Here is a 16,960-nt window from a genome sequence, read left to right on the forward strand (position 1 = left end):
TTTACGTTTTATTCCAAAGTTTAAGGAATCACCATGAACGCTTTAACTGCACTTTCTCCATTAGATGGACGTTACGCTAGCAAATGTGATGCTTTGCGTCCTTTCCTCTCTGAGTTTGGTTTAATCCATGCTCGTGTGACTGTTGAAGTGCGCTGGTTGCAAGCGCTTGCGAACCACCCTGAAATTGTTGAAGTTCCAGCATTTACGGCTGAAACAAATGCAGCTTTAGATGCTATCGTTGCTCAATTTTCTGAAGAAGATGCAAACCGCATTAAAGAAATTGAACGTACAACCAACCATGACGTAAAAGCGGTTGAATATTTCTTAAAAGAAAAAATTGCCAATATTGATGAACTTAAAAATGCGGGTGAATTTATTCACTTTGCATGTACATCTGAAGACATCAACAACTTGTCTCATGCATTAATGTTGAAAAATGGTCGTGATGTATTGGTTGCTTCTATGCAACAAATTATTGATGCAATTGTGGTGTTGGCTGAGAAACACGCTGAACAACCAATGCTTTCTCGTACACACGGTCAAACTGCAAGCCCAACAACTTTGGGTAAAGAAATGGCAAACGTAGCTTACCGTTTAGCGCGCCAAATTAAGCAATTCCAAAATGTGGAATTACTGGGCAAAATTAATGGTGCTGTGGGTAACTACAACGCACATTTGTCTGCTTACCCAAACATTAACTGGCCTGCACATTCACAAGCATTTGTTGAATCTTTAGGTTTAGACTTTAACCCGTACACCACGCAAATTGAACCACATGACTACATGGCGGAACTTTTTGATGCTTTACGTCGTTACAACACGATTTTGATCGATTTTAACCGCGATGTATGGGGCTATATTTCTTTAGGTTTCTTCAAACAAAAACTTAAAGATGGTGAAGTCGGTTCTTCAACCATGCCACACAAAGTGAATCCTATTGACTTCGAAAACTCTGAAGGTAACTTAGGTCTTGCGAATGCTGTATTGGCACACTTAGGTGAAAAATTACCAATCTCTCGCTGGCAGCGTGACCTTACAGACTCAACTGTTCTTCGTAACATGGGTGTTGGTTTTGCTCAAAGCTTAATCGCATTTGAAGCATGCTTAAAAGGTATTGGTAAACTTGAACTCAATGCTGCGCGTATTCTTGAAGATCTAGACAACGCTCAAGAAGTACTTGCTGAACCAATTCAAACGGTTATGCGTCGTTATAACGTAGAAAAGCCATACGAAAAATTGAAAGCCCTTACACGCGGTCAAGCTATGACACGTGACATGATGGTTGACTTCGTCAATGGTAATGAACTTGAAGCTGTACCAGCAGCCGATCGTGCACGTTTAGCTGAAATGACGCCTGCAAGCTACACAGGTAATGCTGCTGAACAAGCAAAACAAATTAAAGATTTAATTGCTAAAATCTAATTTGCTGTTAATTTAAAAAGCGAAGCTTAGGCTTCGCTTTTTTTATGCTTAACTATTTATATGAATAAATTTAATGATCGAATACCAACTGACTTTAAAACACTGGCTTTGCTTAGCTTTCATTGCTACTACAATTTTAATTACCAGTATTCACCCTCTAGAATTCGAATCATATTTACTTCATCAAGCAGGAACAATTTTTATGCTTATTGTTCTGTTCATTATGATGAAAAAGATCGGACTGAGTTTTCTTACTTTTAGCCTGTACTTGGGTTTCCTATTCATTCATATTATCGGTGCGCATTATTTATATTCCTATGTGCCCTATAATGAATGGTTCAAGCAAGTTTTTCATTTTGATTTAAATCAAACCATGGGCTGGACACGCAATATGTACGATCGATGGGTACATTTAGTCTATGGACTGCTCCTCTATCCTTTTTTCTATCGTGTGTTTCAAGTTTGGTTACCTAGTCTCAAACCTTATGTACTTTTCCTTTTAGTGATCCAGTTTGTGATGGCAACCAGCCTGATTTATGAATGGGTCGAATGGTTAATTGCCATTCAACTTTCTCCAGAAGATGCTGAAAACTATAACGGTCAACAAGGTGACATCTGGGATGCTCATATGGACATGCTGTTAGCAACAATAGGTTCTTTAATTTATGGCATTTTGTACTTAATCTATCCTGCCCTTACCGCAAATTCCACATCTAAAAAATAAATATTACACAGGACAAAAATACGATTCGGATAATTCGAAAGATGAGCAACTGCCAAATAACTGTAAGTTAAAGAAGCACTCAGTCAATCTTAGCATTTGGGGTTATTGTGATGGTGCGATTCATATCACAACTTCTCATTATGAATTTATAAAGGCTTCATACCAATACAAGTTGATTTGAAAATTAAAATGCAGAAAAAATGCCCATAAAGGGCATTTTTAAATTTCATCATTTTATACATTAAAATTAAAGCTTAGGATCGCGCATTTGCACCAAATTCGCATTTGCCTTACTTAGACTTTCCATTACTTTATGCATCACAGTTGGAACCAATTGGTCTGCAATTTGTGCTGCCTGTAGGCCAATTTTTTCACCTAAAGTTGGTTTACGACGAGTTTGAATCACATAAACATCATGTTGTGGTAACAAGCTCAATAGGTATTCATCTGAAGTCTGAAGCTTATCGACCAAATTCAAATCTAGCGCATCACGCCCATACCAGTGTTCGCCTGTCGCAACCTTTTCAACATTTAACTGCGGACGGTATTTTTCGACAAAGTGCTTAAATAACTCATGGGTTTGTTGCAACTCTTCTTCAAATTTTGCTTTACCTTCAGGAGTATTTTCACCAAACATAGTCACTGTGCGTTTAAATTGTCCTGCTGTGTACAACTCAAAATCAACATGATGTTCTTTCAGCAAACGGTTAAAGTTGGGTACTTGTGCAACCACACCGATAGAACCAACCACCGCAAATGGTGCAGCAATAATCTCACTGGCAATGCATGCCATCATGTAACCGCCGCTCGCTGCAACTTTATCGACACAAATGGTTAAATGAAAACCTGCATCACGTAAACGCACCAACTGGGCAGCAGCTAGGCCATAACCATGTACCATACCACCAGGGCTTTCTAAACGAACAACAACACGGTCACGACCTGCCTTAGCAGTCGCTAAAATAAGAGTTATTTCTTCACGAATATTATCTACAGCAGATGCTGCGGTATCGCCTTTAAAGTCCAATACATAGATTTTTTGATTGTTCTTTTTACGTGCGCGTGCTTCTTTCGCCAATTGTTGTGTCAATTGTAAAAGCTCTAATTTTGAAGCAGTCGTTTGCGCAATTTTTTTTCTTTGTTCATTTACGCGTGCATTTAAGTGACTAACTCGTATTTCCGCAGGCAACTTCGGCAATTGAAATAACATATGTAAGTAATTCTCAATTTTGTTTACATTGAGTATAAGATGGGGCTTTTATAGTGAAAATTCAATATCGTTTTTGCAATAATATTGGGATAAAAATTGCCTTGTAATTATTGGCCTTTCTAACTTAAATCAGGAAAAATTTTGCAGGTAAAAAAAACCGCAAATTAAAATTTGCGGTTAGATACAAGTAGATCTGATTAACCAAAACGACCTGTAATATATGCTTCAGTAAGCTGATGATCAGGTTGCGTGAACACTTTTTCTGTCGAGTTCACTTCAATCAAATCACCCAAGTGAAAGTAAGCTGTACGGTCTGAAACACGTGCCGCTTGTTGCATTGAGTGTGTCACGATTGCAATAGTGTACTGTGTTGAAAGCTCGGAAATTAGTTCTTCCACTTTTGCTGTCGCAATTGGATCGAGTGCAGAACATGGTTCATCCATCAAAATCACTTCTGGACTCACCGCAATGGTACGTGCAATACATAAACGTTGTTGCTGACCACCTGATAAACCTGTCCCTGGTTGATTCAGACGGTCTTTAACTTCATCCCAAAGACCTGCTTTACGCAAACTGTTTTCAACAATTTCTTCCAAGTCGTATTTATCACGTGCCAAACCGTGTAGTTTTGGACCATACGCAACATTGTCAAAAATAGACTTTGGAAATGGATTTGGCTTTTGGAAGACCATACCTACTTGCGCACGCAGTAACACCACATCTAGATTTGGATCATAAATGTCCTGATTATCCAACAAGACTTTACCCGTCACACGGCATGAATCAATGGTGTCATTCATGCGGTTTAAGGTACGTAAAAAAGTCGATTTACCGCAACCTGAAGGACCAATAAAGGCAATCACTTCATTTTGATAAATTTCTAAATCAATCCCTTTAATGGCTTCAGCATCGCCATAATAAACATGAACATCAGAAGTACTGAGTTTTACTTTGGCAGTTTCATTTTCTTTTTTTGCAGACGCTTGCGTATCAAACTGCGAAATAAACGACGTTTGACGCTTTGAATCAGCTTCAGGAGATGTAAATTGAGTCTGTTGTGGATTCACTGACTTGTCCTGCTCTAAAGAGTTATTTACAACGGTATTCATATATTGCCCTCAATTACCAGCGGACTTCAAATTTCTTACGTAACCAAATTGCAAGACTGTTTAATCCAATCATTAATGCAAGAAGTACGATAATGGCTGCCGCAGTACGTCCTTCAAAGAAGTTGCGTAACTCATTGCCCTGCCATAAATAAACTTGTACAGGTAATGCTGTGGCTTGATCTAATGGTGTACTAGGAATACTGGCAACAAAGGCACTCATTCCAATTAATAGTAGTGGTGCAGTTTCACCCAGTGCATGTGCAACACCGATGATTGAACCTGTCATGATCCCTGGGAGTGCTAAAGGAAGCACATGATGGAATACAGTTTGAATGCGCGATGCACCCAAACCTAATGCAGCTTGGCGAATGGATGGCGGAACTGCTTTTAAAGATGCGCGTGTGGTAATAATTACCGTTGGCAAAGTCATTAAACTTAATACCAAACCACCAACCAATGGCGCAGACAATGGTAACTGCATCCAGCCAATAAATATTGCTGCACCCAACAAACCGAATACAATCGAAGGAACGGCTGCAAGGTTGTTAATGTTCACTTCAATAATATCGGTAACAATATTTTTGGGCGCAAATTCTTCAAGATAGATTGCTGATGCCACCCCAATTGGAATTGAGATAAAAATCACAATCAACATCATGAACAGCGAGCCCATAAATGCACCTGCTAAACCTGATGTTGCTGGCGCACTACGTGAATCTGGATTGGTGAAAATATTGGTGTTAAAGGTATTTTCAATTACACCTTTCGCTTCCATAGAATCAGCCAACTGACGAACTTCTGGGCTTAATTGCTGTTGCTCATCAGGAAGACTACGGTCAATGTTCCCCGCCAACCATACATCGACATTGGCATCAGTTAACAACTTAATATCTTCTGTTTTACCAATCAACGTTGGATCAGCCAACACCATATCACGTAAACGGTACGATTCTGAATCAGTATAAATACTGGTAAGTTCGTCACGTTGAGCTGCCAGTGACGGATCTTTTTTAATCAGACCATTCACAATCAGTGCATCCCAGTCAACCATTCCCATTTCGGTTTGCCAAGCCACATAACGCTCTTGAAACTGTGCTGGAGACTCTCCTGCACGCTGTACAGGTTTAGCACCCGCATTCACAATCGTTGGGTCAAAATACACTGGAACTGACATACTGGTTTGCCAGAAGGCAGGCAAACCTTTCGCCAAAATACTGCCAAACAGTAAAACCACGAAGAATAAGCCAGAGATTACTGCTGCAAAGCCAAATCCACGAAAGATTTTTTCCTTGCGGTGACGTTTAGATAATGAGTTTTCAATAATCTTTTTACGTTTTTCGCGCAATTCAGCAGCCGATTGCGAGTCAAATGTTTGACCCATAGAAGAAGAATTCGATGTGCTCATTCGTATTGCTCGCGATATTTACGCACGATGTAAAGTGCAATAATGTTCAGACCCAAAGTAATCACAAATAAGGTCAGACCCAATGCAAAAGCAACCAATGCTTGAGGGCTGGCAAAATCTGTATCCCCTGTTAATTGCTTCACAATCGTCACTGTTACGGTTGATACTGCTTCGAGTGGGTTTGCATGAAGTAATGGACTATTACCTGCGGCTAAAACCACAATCATGGTTTCACCAACAGCACGAGATACTGCCAGTAAGAAAGCCCCTGTAATGCCAGGTAAAGCTGCAGGCAAAACTACTTTTCTGATTGTTTCAGACTTGGTTGCACCTAAACCTAAAGAACCATCGCGTAATGCACGAGGTACCTGAGTGATAATGTCGTCTGAAAGTGAAGATACGAATGGAATAATCATGATGCCCATCACGAATCCAGCCGTCAACGCACTGGTCGCATTGATGTTCACGCCGACTTGTTCACCGAGCATTCTAAAGAATGGACCAATGATCATCATCGCAAATACACCATAAACAATGGTTGGAATACCTGCGAGAACTTCAATAGCTGGCTTTGCCCAAGAACGGAAGCCTGAAGAAGCATATTCAGCCAAGTAAATGGCAATCATGAGACCTAAAGGTACTGCAACCAGTAGTGCAATACCACTAACCATCAAGGTTCCCCAAATTAATGGGAGCAGACCATAACTGCCTTCCGCATTGCCTGAAGTACTAAAACCTGGGTTCCATTCAGTACCAAAGAAGAAATCCATTGGGCTGACAAAACGGAAGAAATGCATGGCTTCAGTAAACATCGACATCACAATACCGACGGTTGTCAGAATTGCCACGCCCGAACACAACGCCAAACCAATATTGATGATTTTTTCAACTTGGTTTCGTGCTCGGTATTGTCCTTGTACACGTTTTTTTGCCCAGACTAAACCGACTAAGGCAGCACAAATCACCACAGCTAATTTTGCAAAAGAACCAATACTTTCAACTTTTGCCAATTGTTGTGCCGCTGCGATTTCATATGGCGCAGCTTGATCACTCACCCCAAAACCTGATGCAATTGCCTGTACACGATCTAGAAGTACTTCAACACCCGCAGCATCTAAACCACTTAACACATTTGCAGGAACATTGTTCATGACAATGTGACGCAAAATATTGGGTTCAACGATATTCCAAACAATCAAAATTAAAAAAGCAGGGATACCACACCACAACGCAACCAATGCCCCATAATATCCTGGGCGTGAATGCAACATTGCTGAGTTATTTCCCTTACCTGCTAAGTTACGACTTTTTGCGAGACCAATTTGGTAAGCGATCGCAATTATGGCCAGTAACACGCCTATAAGTAGCAGATTCATGTATTCTCCACCGTTTTTTCAATTTTCATTCTTTGAAAAAACTCACTAAGTACAAAAAGCCAATGGTGGGAGATCCCACCATTTGCCTATTTCACTGAATTACTTAACCGCTTTACCTGCTTTAAAGTCAGCAAGGATTTTTGCACGCTCTTTGTCTGACATAGAAATCAAGCCTGCTTTTTCTAACTTAGAACCTTTACCTGAAACTTTCTTGTTTAAGAAATATTCCGTGTATTGTTGTAAGCCTTTGATTGATTGAAGGTGCTCACCTTTCACGTAGAAGAACAATGGACGTGAAACAGGGTAAGAGCCATTCAGAATTGTCTTCTCAGATGGCGCAACGTTGTTCACTGTCGCTACACGTAACTTGTCACGGTTTTGATCATAGAAACCTAAACCAAACACACCTACTGCACTTGGAGAAGTTTTCAAGCGAGCCAATGTTTCAGTGTAGTCGCCTGCAATTTCAATGACTTTGCCGTCTTTACGGAAAGCTGAACATGCTTTCTTCTGAGCATCTTTATCTAACTTCTTGAAGTAATCGTAAGATTCACAACCAGCTTCAACCATTTTCTCTTGGAACACTTCACGTGTACCGTGGTTTGTAGCAGGAATTACAAGAGTGATTGGTTCATTTGGAAGTGTTTTGTCAATTTGGTTCCAACGTGTATATGGGTTTGGAACTAACTTACCATTTGATGGTAATTTTTCAGCTAAAGCTGCAAATACATGGTAAGGCTTTAACTTGTATGCTGCTTTGTGTGAGTTTGACGCAAAAACAATACCGTCATAACCAATTTTGATTTCGTGAATTTTGTTTACGCCTGCTTTTTTACAAGCAGCTAATTCTGTATCTTTAATTTTACGTGATGCATTTGCTACATCAATTGTATTGTCGCCTACACCTGCACAGAACTGTTTTAAACCGCCTGAAGTACCACCAGAACCCACAACCGGAGTTTTATATTGTGGGAATGTATTACCAAACTCTTCAGCTACAATACTTGCATATGGCAATACTGTTGAAGAACCAGCAATTTGAATTGTGTCACGTGCTGCATTTGCAGTTGTTGCTACAGCTGCCCCTGTTACTGCCAATGCAAGTGCGATGTGGTTTAAGCGCATGCTCATCTCTCTTAATGTGTGCAATTTGAAGTACGTCACTTTTTTATTCAGTTTTGTACTTTTTTCGATATATGCATTTTGATTTTAAAATATGACAAATAAGTTACAGCAATATGACGCTTTTATGATATTTGGAGCTTGAATGATGATTTATTTAAAATTCTTTTAGATTCAATATGTAACATAAATTATATTCTTATTTTTATGTTTTAATTACTAGCTGTAAAGTGTAACAATTCATCTTGATGTCATTTTTACATGCTTTAAAGTGCGTCCGTTATCTCAATACCCACTTGCCCAATTCAGCCTTCCCTACCTAATTAAACAGGTTTAAAGCATGAATTTAAGAGTGTAAGAATTTTTTACCTATCTCGAATACCTCCACTTATTCTATTCAGTCATCCTTAAATACAAAAAGGGCTACCTCACGTTAGTCAGGTAACCCTAAATGTATAACTTTTAAAAACTTTAATTGGACTGTGCTTCTGGCATTACCAACATTTTTTTACGATATTTGAGTACATATGTGATTGCTAAAGCTGCCATCCAGATGGGACCTAAAATCACAGCCAAACGCATATCCGGTGTAAGTGCCATAATAATCAGAATCATACAAACAAAAGCGATGGTCAAATAGTTGGTCCATGGACTTAAAATACTTTGAAACTTGGTCTGACGTCCTTGCAGTTTCATGGCTTTACTAAATTTTAAATGTGTTACCGAAATCATGAGCCAGTTAATGACCAGAGCTGCAACCACCAACATCATAAAGAGCTGGAAAGCTTGCCCAGGAATCAGATAATTCACCAAAACACAAACTGCTGTGATTGATGCCGATACAATTGCAGCAGGCACTGGAATACCGCGACAGTTAATTTTTTTCAATATTGCAGGTGCATTACCCTGCTCTGCCAAACCATGCAACATACGAGTATTACAGTAAATACAACTGTTATAGACAGAAATTGCAGCAATCAACACAACAAAGTTTAAAACATTAGCAACACCGTTACTGTTGAGTGACTGGAAAATTAAAACGAATGGACTACCACCTTCTGCCACCATATTCCAAGGATAAAGGCACAGCAAAATACCAATTGCACCAATATAGAAAATCAAAATTCGGTAGACAATTTGATTAACTGCTTTAGGAATAGTCGTTTCTGGCTGCTTAGTTTCTGCTGCGGCAATCCCAATCAACTCTAAACCACCAAAAGCAAACATAATGACTGCCAATGCCATGACAAAACCATGCATACCATGTGGAAAAAATCCACCATGCTGCCATAAATTTGCAATACCAGCCTGTGGCCCTGCTGAACCCGAAAACAGTAAATAAGCCCCAAAGCCAATCATGCTCAAAATCGCAATAATCTTAATAAAAGAAAATATAAATTCTGATTCGCCAAAAAAGCGGACATTCACCAAGTTAATGCCATTCATTAAAATGAAGAAAAATAAAGCGGTGAGCCACGTTGGAATTTCAGGCCACCAAAACTGAACAAATGTACCGATTGCACTTAATTCAGCCATGCTGACTAGCACATACAACACCCAATAATTCCAACCAGACATAAATCCAGCCATTTTGCCCCAATACTTATTAGCGAAATGACTAAATGAGCCACTGACGGGTTCTTCGACCACCATCTCGCCCAACTGGCGCATAATTAAAAATGCAATAATACCTGCAATAGCATAGCCCAACAAAATCGAAGGCCCTGCCAGTTTAATAGTTTGTGAAAGTCCTAAAAATAGCCCTGTACCAATTGCGCCACCTAAGGCAATCAATTGAATATGCCGATTCGACAAGCCTTGTTTCAAAGCATGCTGATTATTTTCATCCATACATTTTCTCCGTTGTAAGTGTAACGTCCTGTACACCTTTATTCAGCACTAGACCGAAGACCTATAATTAATCTTCGGACTTAATATGCTTTAATTTAATTCCATTTTTTAAAAAGACGCTGCGGTCTCCAGCTTAGAACGAGCTTACATTTTTACATTCCAGCGTATTTGAACGCTGAGTTAAAATTTCATAGCCACGATCACCATAGTCAAATCGTGCAATCACGTTGGCAAATTTTTTCAAACTTAAAGGAGCATCCATGGCAGGGAGTTTTAATTCCACAAAAGTCAGTCCATCCTGTTGCTGCACGTTATCCAAAACCTGTTGCAGTTGCCCAATTGTTTCAACCACATGTGATTGATAAGCCTTACTTCCATTAAACACTGCTGGAATTTGTGCATAGTTCCAGTTTTGAATATCGTTATAAGCCGCATTTTCACCCATAATTAAACGCTCGATGGTATAGCCACCATTGTTCAACAAGAAAATTATTGGCTTGAGACCATGACGAATAATGGTCGAGAGTTCTTGTACAGTTAATTGAAATGAACCGTCTCCAATAAACAGAATTTGTCGACGCTCAGGCGCAGCTAACAGGCTTCCAAGTAAAGCGGGCAAGGTATAACCGATTGAACCCCAAAGTGGCTGAGAAATATATTTTGCAGTGGCGGGTAGCTTTAAAGCCGATAGTGCAGAGTTTGAAGTTCCAACCTCTCCAATAATGACATCATCATCCTTAAAGAAACCTGCGATAGCATTCCACAGTAGTTCTTGACTGAGTTTCTGCTGCTCATTAACTTCAGGCTTTTTTTGTGTAGAGCACTGAGTCACAATATTGTGTGGAGTTTTACGCGCTGCGACTTTTTTATTTAATTCAACCAACAATTGGCCAATTTCAATACCCGGTACATCCTGACCAAAAATATTCAAACCATAAGGCTTAATTTCAATATAATTTTCAGTCGCAATTTGATGCGTAAATACAGCTGAACCTACATCAGTAAAGCGAACACCCACCCCAATTAAACAGTCCGACTGTTCAATCACATTTTTTACGTGCGGTTGACTCGCCCCACCCACATAAGTTCCGATATAACGCGGTGAGCCCTCATCCATGATATTTTTTGCTGTATTCATACCAGCAAATGGAATCGAGCACTTATTAGATAAATCATGTAATAAAGAGGTCACCCCAAAAACGGCAGCTTCATTGTCAATTAACAATGCGGGGCTTTTTGCTTTTGCCAAAATGCCACACAGTTGATCGACTACGCTACTTAGTAAATCAGGTTCAACCGATGGATAACTGAGATCGAGTGGTCGCTCATCCACTTCAATTTTTACATGGGTAATGTCCGATGCTAGCTGAATATGCACTGGACGGCGCTCTAGAAAACACTGACGTAAAACACGATCAATTTCAAAAGCTGCATTCGCAGGTGTTAAACGTGTTTGCGCCACAGTAAATTCTTTCATGCAATTCATAATATTGTCATAGTTACCATCGACCAATGTATGGTGAACCAGAATGCCTTTTTGAACCACATGCAAAGGAGGGATACCTGAAATATGTACCATCGGTACATTTTCCGCATAGGCTCCTGCAATGCCGTTAATTGCACTTAGATCACCTACGCCATATGTAGTTGCCAATGCTGCAAAACCGTTAATTCGTGCATAGCCATCTGCTGCATAAGCCGCATTTAACTCATTACAGTTGCCAATAAATTCTAGCTGAGCATCTGCTTCAACTTGTTCTAAATAAGAAAGATTGAAATCACCAGGTACACCAAAAAGATGCTGTATACCCATTTGTTTTAAACGAAGATTTAAAAATTCACCAATTTCTATGAACATTGCTCGATATCCTTTGAGACCATTTTTATTCCATAGAAAAATAATATTTCATCTACGCCGTAAATTTCGTGCATAATGAAACGGAATTTTAATAAAAATACAAGATTTGTGTATCACAAAAGGATTTTATGCATGGATAAGTTCGACTGGCAAATCATTCAAGCACTACAAAAAAATGGACGGCTCACCAATCAGGAAATTGGCGATCTAATTGGTTTATCTGCATCACAGTGTTCGAGAAGACGACAACTCCTAGAACAAAAAGGCATTATTTTGGGCTATACCGCCCGCATACAGCAGCAGGCTTTAGGCATGGAAGTGACTGCCATGATTCATATTAACTTAAGAACACATGAAGCATCTTCTCAACAAGCCTTTCAAGAACTCATCGAAGCGGAAGACAATATTCAGGATGCTTTTTCGATTAGTGGCGATGCAGATTTTATTCTAAAAGTGGTCGCTGAAAACTTAGAGCAACTTTCCCATTTTGTGACAGAACGCTTATTAACCTATTCTTTTATTGGGCACATTAAGTCTTACATTGTTTTGAAAAAAATTAAGGAACAGAATCACTTTTTACTTAAATCAAAAAGTCACAACTATCATCCTGTGCATTTAGCTTAAACATTTTTCCTATATAACAAATAAAAAAGCCTGGAATTTTCCAGGCTTTTTGAACAACATGACGATTAGTCAATCGCTGGTGTATATGTGCCTGCTTGAATAGGACCTTTAATACGATCTGCTTCTGCAAGAACAAGAGACAGCAAGTTCTGTACGTTTTCTAATGTTGCAACAGGGCTCAGTGTCGTCATTTTCAATGATTGCACTTGACCTACTTTAGTTACACCAATATTCGCTTCACCACGCGCAAACAATTCATCTGCAACGTTTTGATTCAATGTATCCAACAATTCTACTGGGTAGCCTGCTGGTACAACACGGAATAAAACAGAGGCAAATTGTGGCTCAACCAAAAGCTCAAGACCATCAGTTGCTTTAATATAATCGGCAACATCACGTGTCAATTTAATACCGTGATCGATCATAGAACCATAAAGCTCTTCACCTAAAGCTTCTACAGTCATCCACAATTTCAACGCATCAAAACGACGAGTTGTTTGTAAGGATTTCGATACTAGGTTCGGAACACCATGTTCTTCATCATAGGCTGAGTTCAAATATTCAGCTTCGTAGTGCATGAAACGATAGTTCGCTTCATCTTTAAGCAAGAATGCACCACAAGAAATGGTTTGGAAATAGTGCTTATGGAAATCAAGCGTAATCGAGTCAGATAACTCAATCCCATCCAACATCGAACGATAATCATTCGATAAAATTAGTGCACCACCCCATGCCGCATCGATATGCATCCACGCACCAAACTTGTTAGTGATTTCACGAATTTTCTTCAATGGGTCAATTGCACCCGCATCGGTTGTGCCCGCAGTTGCAACCACACACGCCACGATTTTGCCTTCTGACTGTAAATGCTCCATGGTTTTTTCGAGAGCATCTACATCCATCTGTGCATTTTCATTCACAGGAACAGTGACCACTGATTGGAAGCCCATGCCCATCATTGCCATGTTCTTTTGCACAGAGAAATGTGCATTTTCAGAACAAATGACTTTAACGTTTTTCATAGCTTCTGCTGGAATACCATCGCGCTGTACAGACCACGGATTACCGTTTTCGTCTTTCCAGTTTTTCGAGATGCAAGCATCACGCGCAAGGAGTACACCCATCAAGTTAGACTGTGTACCACCAGAAGTGAATACACCTGCTTGACCTGCACCATAACCGACTTTTTGACGAAGCCAATCAATCAATTGAACTTCCATCAAAGAACCCGCTGGGCTTTGATCCCATGAGTCCATAGATTGGTTGGTTGCATTAATCAAAACTTCAGCAATTTGGCTTGCAACCATGGTTGGGCAATGCAAATGTGCTAAAGAATGAGGGTGATGTACTTTTAAGCTTTTATTTAAGAAAAGCTCAACCATACGATCCAATGACTTTTGTACACCTAAACCTTCTTTAGTTGGGTTAAAAGCAATCGCATCACGTAATTCTTTGATGCTGCCGCCTGTGTACATTTTGTCATTTTGCAACCATGCCGCTACCGCTTTAGTAGCTTGCTCCATTGCTGACTCATAGTCAGCAATGGATTGGGCATCATTGCAGAGTAACGCTTTACGGTGTTCTGCAAAATCAACCATTATTGAGCGCCTCGCACTGCAATAAGCGCTTCAGCAATTGCTTTCTTAAAGCGAGCAATTACTTCTACACACTCTTCTTGCGTAATGATTAATGGGCAAAGTAAACGAATCACTGTACCGTTACGACCACCTTTTTCTAACAAAAGTTTGTTATCAAAACATGCCGCTTGGATTGCTGCTGCCAATTGACCGTCTGCTGGTAAAGAACCCATATGGTCAGCTGGTTTACGCTCATCAACGATTTCAACACCGATCATTAAGCCACGGCCACGAACGTTACCAATACATGGGAATTCTTGCGCTAATTTTTTCAATTCAGCTTGTAAGAAATCACCACGCTCTTGTGCATTTTGCGCTAAGTTCTGCTCAGTAATCGTTTTTAATACGACTAAGCCAGTACCCATTGCCAACTGGTTACCACGGAAAGTACCCGTGTGACCCGCTGGTTGCCATGCATCAAACTTACGTTTAATACCTAGCACCGCAAGTGGTAAACCACCACCAACAGCTTTTGACATTACAACTACATCTGGCTCAATGCCTGCATGTTCATAGGCAAACATTTTACCTGAACGAGCAAAGCCCGCTTGAACTTCGTCAAGAATTAATACAATGTTGTGCTTTTCAGTCACTTCACGGATTTTTTTCAACCATTTGGTTGGCGCTGTCACAACACCGCCTTCACCTTGAATCGCTTCAAGAATAACTGCTGCTGGCTTAGTAACACCGCTTTCTACATCTTCAATGAAGTTTTCGAAGAAATAGGTTAACGCATCAACACCCGCTTCACCACCTAAACCAAGTGGGCAACGGTATTCATGCGGATATGGCATAAACTGTACGCCTGGCATTAAACCATTCACAGCATTTTTAGCAGACAAGTTACCTGTCATTGCCAAAGAACCGTGGGTCATACCATGATAACCACCAGAGAAACTGATTACTGAGCTACGACCTGTATAAGTCTTCGCAAGTTTAATCGCTGCTTCAGTCGCATCTGCACCAGATGGACCACAGAACTGTAAACAGTACTCTTCTTTACCGCCTGGAAGATACGAAAGCAACGCTTCCGTGAAAGCATCTTTCAACGGTGTAGTTAAATCTAAAGTATGTAATGGAATGCCACTTGTCAGTGTATCTTGAATACTTTGAACGACCGCAGGATGATTATGGCCTAATGCCAATGTTCCTGCCCCAGCTAAACAATCAAGGTACTCTGTACCTTCAACATCGGTAACCCAGCAACCTAATGCTTTGGCTATCGCTAACGGTAATTTACGTGGATAGCTACGAACATTGGATTCCATCTGACTTTGGCGAGTCAAATAGTATTCGTTAGTAGAATTAGTGGCAGGGTTTACAGAAGAAACGCTCATATCGAATTACCATCTCTGATATGGGTTGAAAGAAATAAGTCTGGTGACTTGCGGTCCTTTGACTCGGTGCTTTATAGAATCTAGTTAGACAGTATTTAATTAAATAACTAGGAGCGGCATGATACCGAATTTTTCAGGAAAATAAACAACTTTTAGCAAATATACGCCCTAATTTTTTGAAATAAACTGCACACCTAACCAGCCCTTTCATTATCATCTTACATTGTGACAAGTGAAAGAAAATATGATTTTTTTTACTTTTTAGAAATTTCATTTCCTGAGCATTTTATTTATCGTTTTTTATAAAATTAAACTCTTGATTTAAGACTATTTAATTTAAATATTTTTAGCTTGGCTCTCATGCAAAAAATTACAAACTCACCACAATTTCTGCAAAAGTTCCCCATGAACTGCCTATACCATTACCTTAATCAAATAAGTTTGAAAAATTCAAATAAAGGTTACTTTTTATGCGTCATTTTGTAGTTTCTTCCCTCCTCCTCGGTGGTTTATTCAGCAGCACTGCTTTTGCGCAGCAAACAGAAGCTTTGAATTACAATTTAGTAAACGTACAAGCAGAAGCATCACGTCAGGTTTCAAATGACGAAATGCACGCTGTACTCTATATTGAAAAAAGCAATAAACAGCCTGCTGAATTGGCAAGCCAAATCACTCAACTTATGAATCAGGCGATTGCGACTTCGCGTAAGTACCCAAATGTAAAAGTCGAAACAGGGTCTCAAACGACTTATCCAATTTATGACAATGATAGTCGTAAATTAAAAGAATGGCGTGGTCGTGCTGAAATTCAAATTGAAAGTACCGACTTTAAAGCGGCGAGTCAGTTAGTGAATGAGTTACAGCAAAACTTCCAAACTCAATCGATCAACTTTACCGTTTCAGATGCTCAACGTAAAAAAGTTGAAAATGAACTCATGGTTGAAGCCTCTAAAAACTTCCAACAACGTGCACAGTTATTGAGTCAGTCATGGAATAAATCAGGCTATAATTTAGTCAATTTAAATTTAAATACCAGTAACAACTACCCTCAACCCATCATGATGCGTAGCAGTATGGCAAAATTTGCCGATGCAGAAGCAGCACCAATGCCTGAAGTTGCAGCAGGCGAATCTAAAATTACGGTGAATGCAAACGGCACTGTACAGTTTAAATAATTTTAGATTTAACTTAAAAACCGTGTCACAGACACGGTTTTTTATTTTTTGTTGTTTTGGATCATATTCAAGATCGAAATCCAATCATAAATTTGGAAAATAATAGTAAT

Annotated in this window: 13 protein-coding genes; 4 read left to right on the forward strand and 9 right to left on the reverse strand. The window is 39.6% G+C overall.

Annotated features, from left to right (window positions below):
* The first annotated feature begins 33 nt into the window (after positions 1–33).
* Together purB and I593_RS06635 are read left to right on the forward strand one after the other, a co-directional pair.
* Complete coding sequence (gene purB, locus I593_RS06630; RefSeq protein WP_016166801.1) at positions 34–1,422, forward strand: adenylosuccinate lyase; 1,389 nt, start codon at positions 34–36, stop codon at positions 1,420–1,422.
* A 73-nt stretch (positions 1,423–1,495) separates the two neighbouring features.
* A complete protein-coding gene (locus I593_RS06635; protein ID WP_016166802.1) occupies positions 1,496–2,146 on the forward strand; it encodes a DUF2238 domain-containing protein in 651 nt (216 codons plus the stop codon).
* A gap of 247 nt (positions 2,147–2,393) precedes the next feature.
* Here the strand turns inward: I593_RS06635 and sohB are convergent, their stop codons facing one another.
* The 7 genes from sohB to I593_RS06670 all read right to left on the reverse strand — a co-directional run bounded on the left by sohB (position 2,394) and on the right by I593_RS06670 (position 12,077).
* Complete coding sequence (gene sohB, locus I593_RS06640) at positions 2,394–3,356, reverse strand: protease SohB (RefSeq protein WP_016166803.1); 963 nt, start codon at positions 3,354–3,356, stop codon at positions 2,394–2,396.
* Positions 3,357–3,553: 197 nt separating this feature from the next.
* Positions 3,554–4,465: a phosphate ABC transporter ATP-binding protein PstB gene (pstB, locus tag I593_RS06645; RefSeq protein WP_016166804.1), complete on the reverse strand. Its 912-nt coding sequence runs from the start codon at positions 4,463–4,465 to the stop codon at positions 3,554–3,556.
* A gap of 13 nt (positions 4,466–4,478) precedes the next feature.
* On the reverse strand, positions 4,479–5,870 hold the full coding sequence (pstA, locus tag I593_RS06650; RefSeq protein ID WP_016166805.1) for a phosphate ABC transporter permease PstA: 1,392 nt from the start codon (positions 5,868–5,870) through the stop codon (positions 4,479–4,481).
* Positions 5,867–7,246 (reverse strand): phosphate ABC transporter permease subunit PstC, encoded by a 1,380-nt coding sequence (pstC, locus tag I593_RS06655; RefSeq protein WP_016166806.1) that lies wholly within the window; start codon positions 7,244–7,246, stop codon positions 5,867–5,869. The genes pstA and pstC overlap by 4 nt, the downstream gene beginning before the upstream one ends.
* Positions 7,247–7,345: 99 nt before the next feature.
* Entirely contained in the window at positions 7,346–8,371 is a 1,026-nt protein-coding gene (locus I593_RS06660; RefSeq protein ID WP_016166807.1) for a substrate-binding domain-containing protein, read from the reverse strand.
* A 468-nt stretch (positions 8,372–8,839) separates the two neighbouring features.
* Positions 8,840–10,219 carry an amino acid permease gene (locus I593_RS06665; protein WP_016166808.1) on the reverse strand — a complete coding sequence of 460 codons (1,380 nt, stop codon included), beginning with the start codon at positions 10,217–10,219 and terminating at the stop codon, positions 8,840–8,842.
* A 133-nt stretch (positions 10,220–10,352) separates the two neighbouring features.
* Positions 10,353–12,077, reverse strand: a complete 1,725-nt coding sequence (locus I593_RS06670) for an alpha-keto acid decarboxylase family protein (protein WP_016166809.1) — start codon at positions 12,075–12,077, stop codon at positions 10,353–10,355.
* A 132-nt stretch (positions 12,078–12,209) separates the two neighbouring features.
* Here I593_RS06670 and I593_RS06675 point away from each other — a divergent pair, with 132 nt between their 5' ends.
* Positions 12,210–12,701 carry an Lrp/AsnC family transcriptional regulator gene (locus I593_RS06675; RefSeq protein ID WP_016166810.1) on the forward strand — a complete coding sequence of 164 codons (492 nt, stop codon included), beginning with the start codon at positions 12,210–12,212 and terminating at the stop codon, positions 12,699–12,701.
* Positions 12,702–12,766: 65 nt separating this feature from the next.
* Here the strand turns inward: I593_RS06675 and I593_RS06680 are convergent, their stop codons facing one another.
* Together I593_RS06680 and I593_RS06685 are read right to left on the reverse strand one after the other, a co-directional pair.
* A complete protein-coding gene (locus I593_RS06680) occupies positions 12,767–14,299 on the reverse strand; it encodes a pyridoxal phosphate-dependent decarboxylase family protein (protein WP_016166811.1) in 1,533 nt (510 codons plus the stop codon).
* Positions 14,299–15,675, reverse strand: a complete 1,377-nt coding sequence (locus I593_RS06685; RefSeq protein ID WP_016166812.1) for a diaminobutyrate--2-oxoglutarate transaminase — start codon at positions 15,673–15,675, stop codon at positions 14,299–14,301. Before I593_RS06685 ends, I593_RS06680 begins: the two co-directional genes overlap by 1 nt.
* 470 nt (positions 15,676–16,145) lie before the next feature.
* Between I593_RS06685 and I593_RS06690 the strand changes: the two genes are divergently transcribed.
* Positions 16,146–16,850: an SIMPL domain-containing protein gene (locus I593_RS06690; RefSeq protein ID WP_016166813.1), complete on the forward strand. Its 705-nt coding sequence runs from the start codon at positions 16,146–16,148 to the stop codon at positions 16,848–16,850.
* The last annotated feature ends 110 nt before the right edge of the window (positions 16,851–16,960 follow it).

Origin of the sequence: Acinetobacter tandoii DSM 14970 = CIP 107469, assembly GCF_000400735.1 — a bacterium.
Lineage (GTDB): Bacteria > Pseudomonadota > Gammaproteobacteria > Pseudomonadales > Moraxellaceae > Acinetobacter > Acinetobacter tandoii.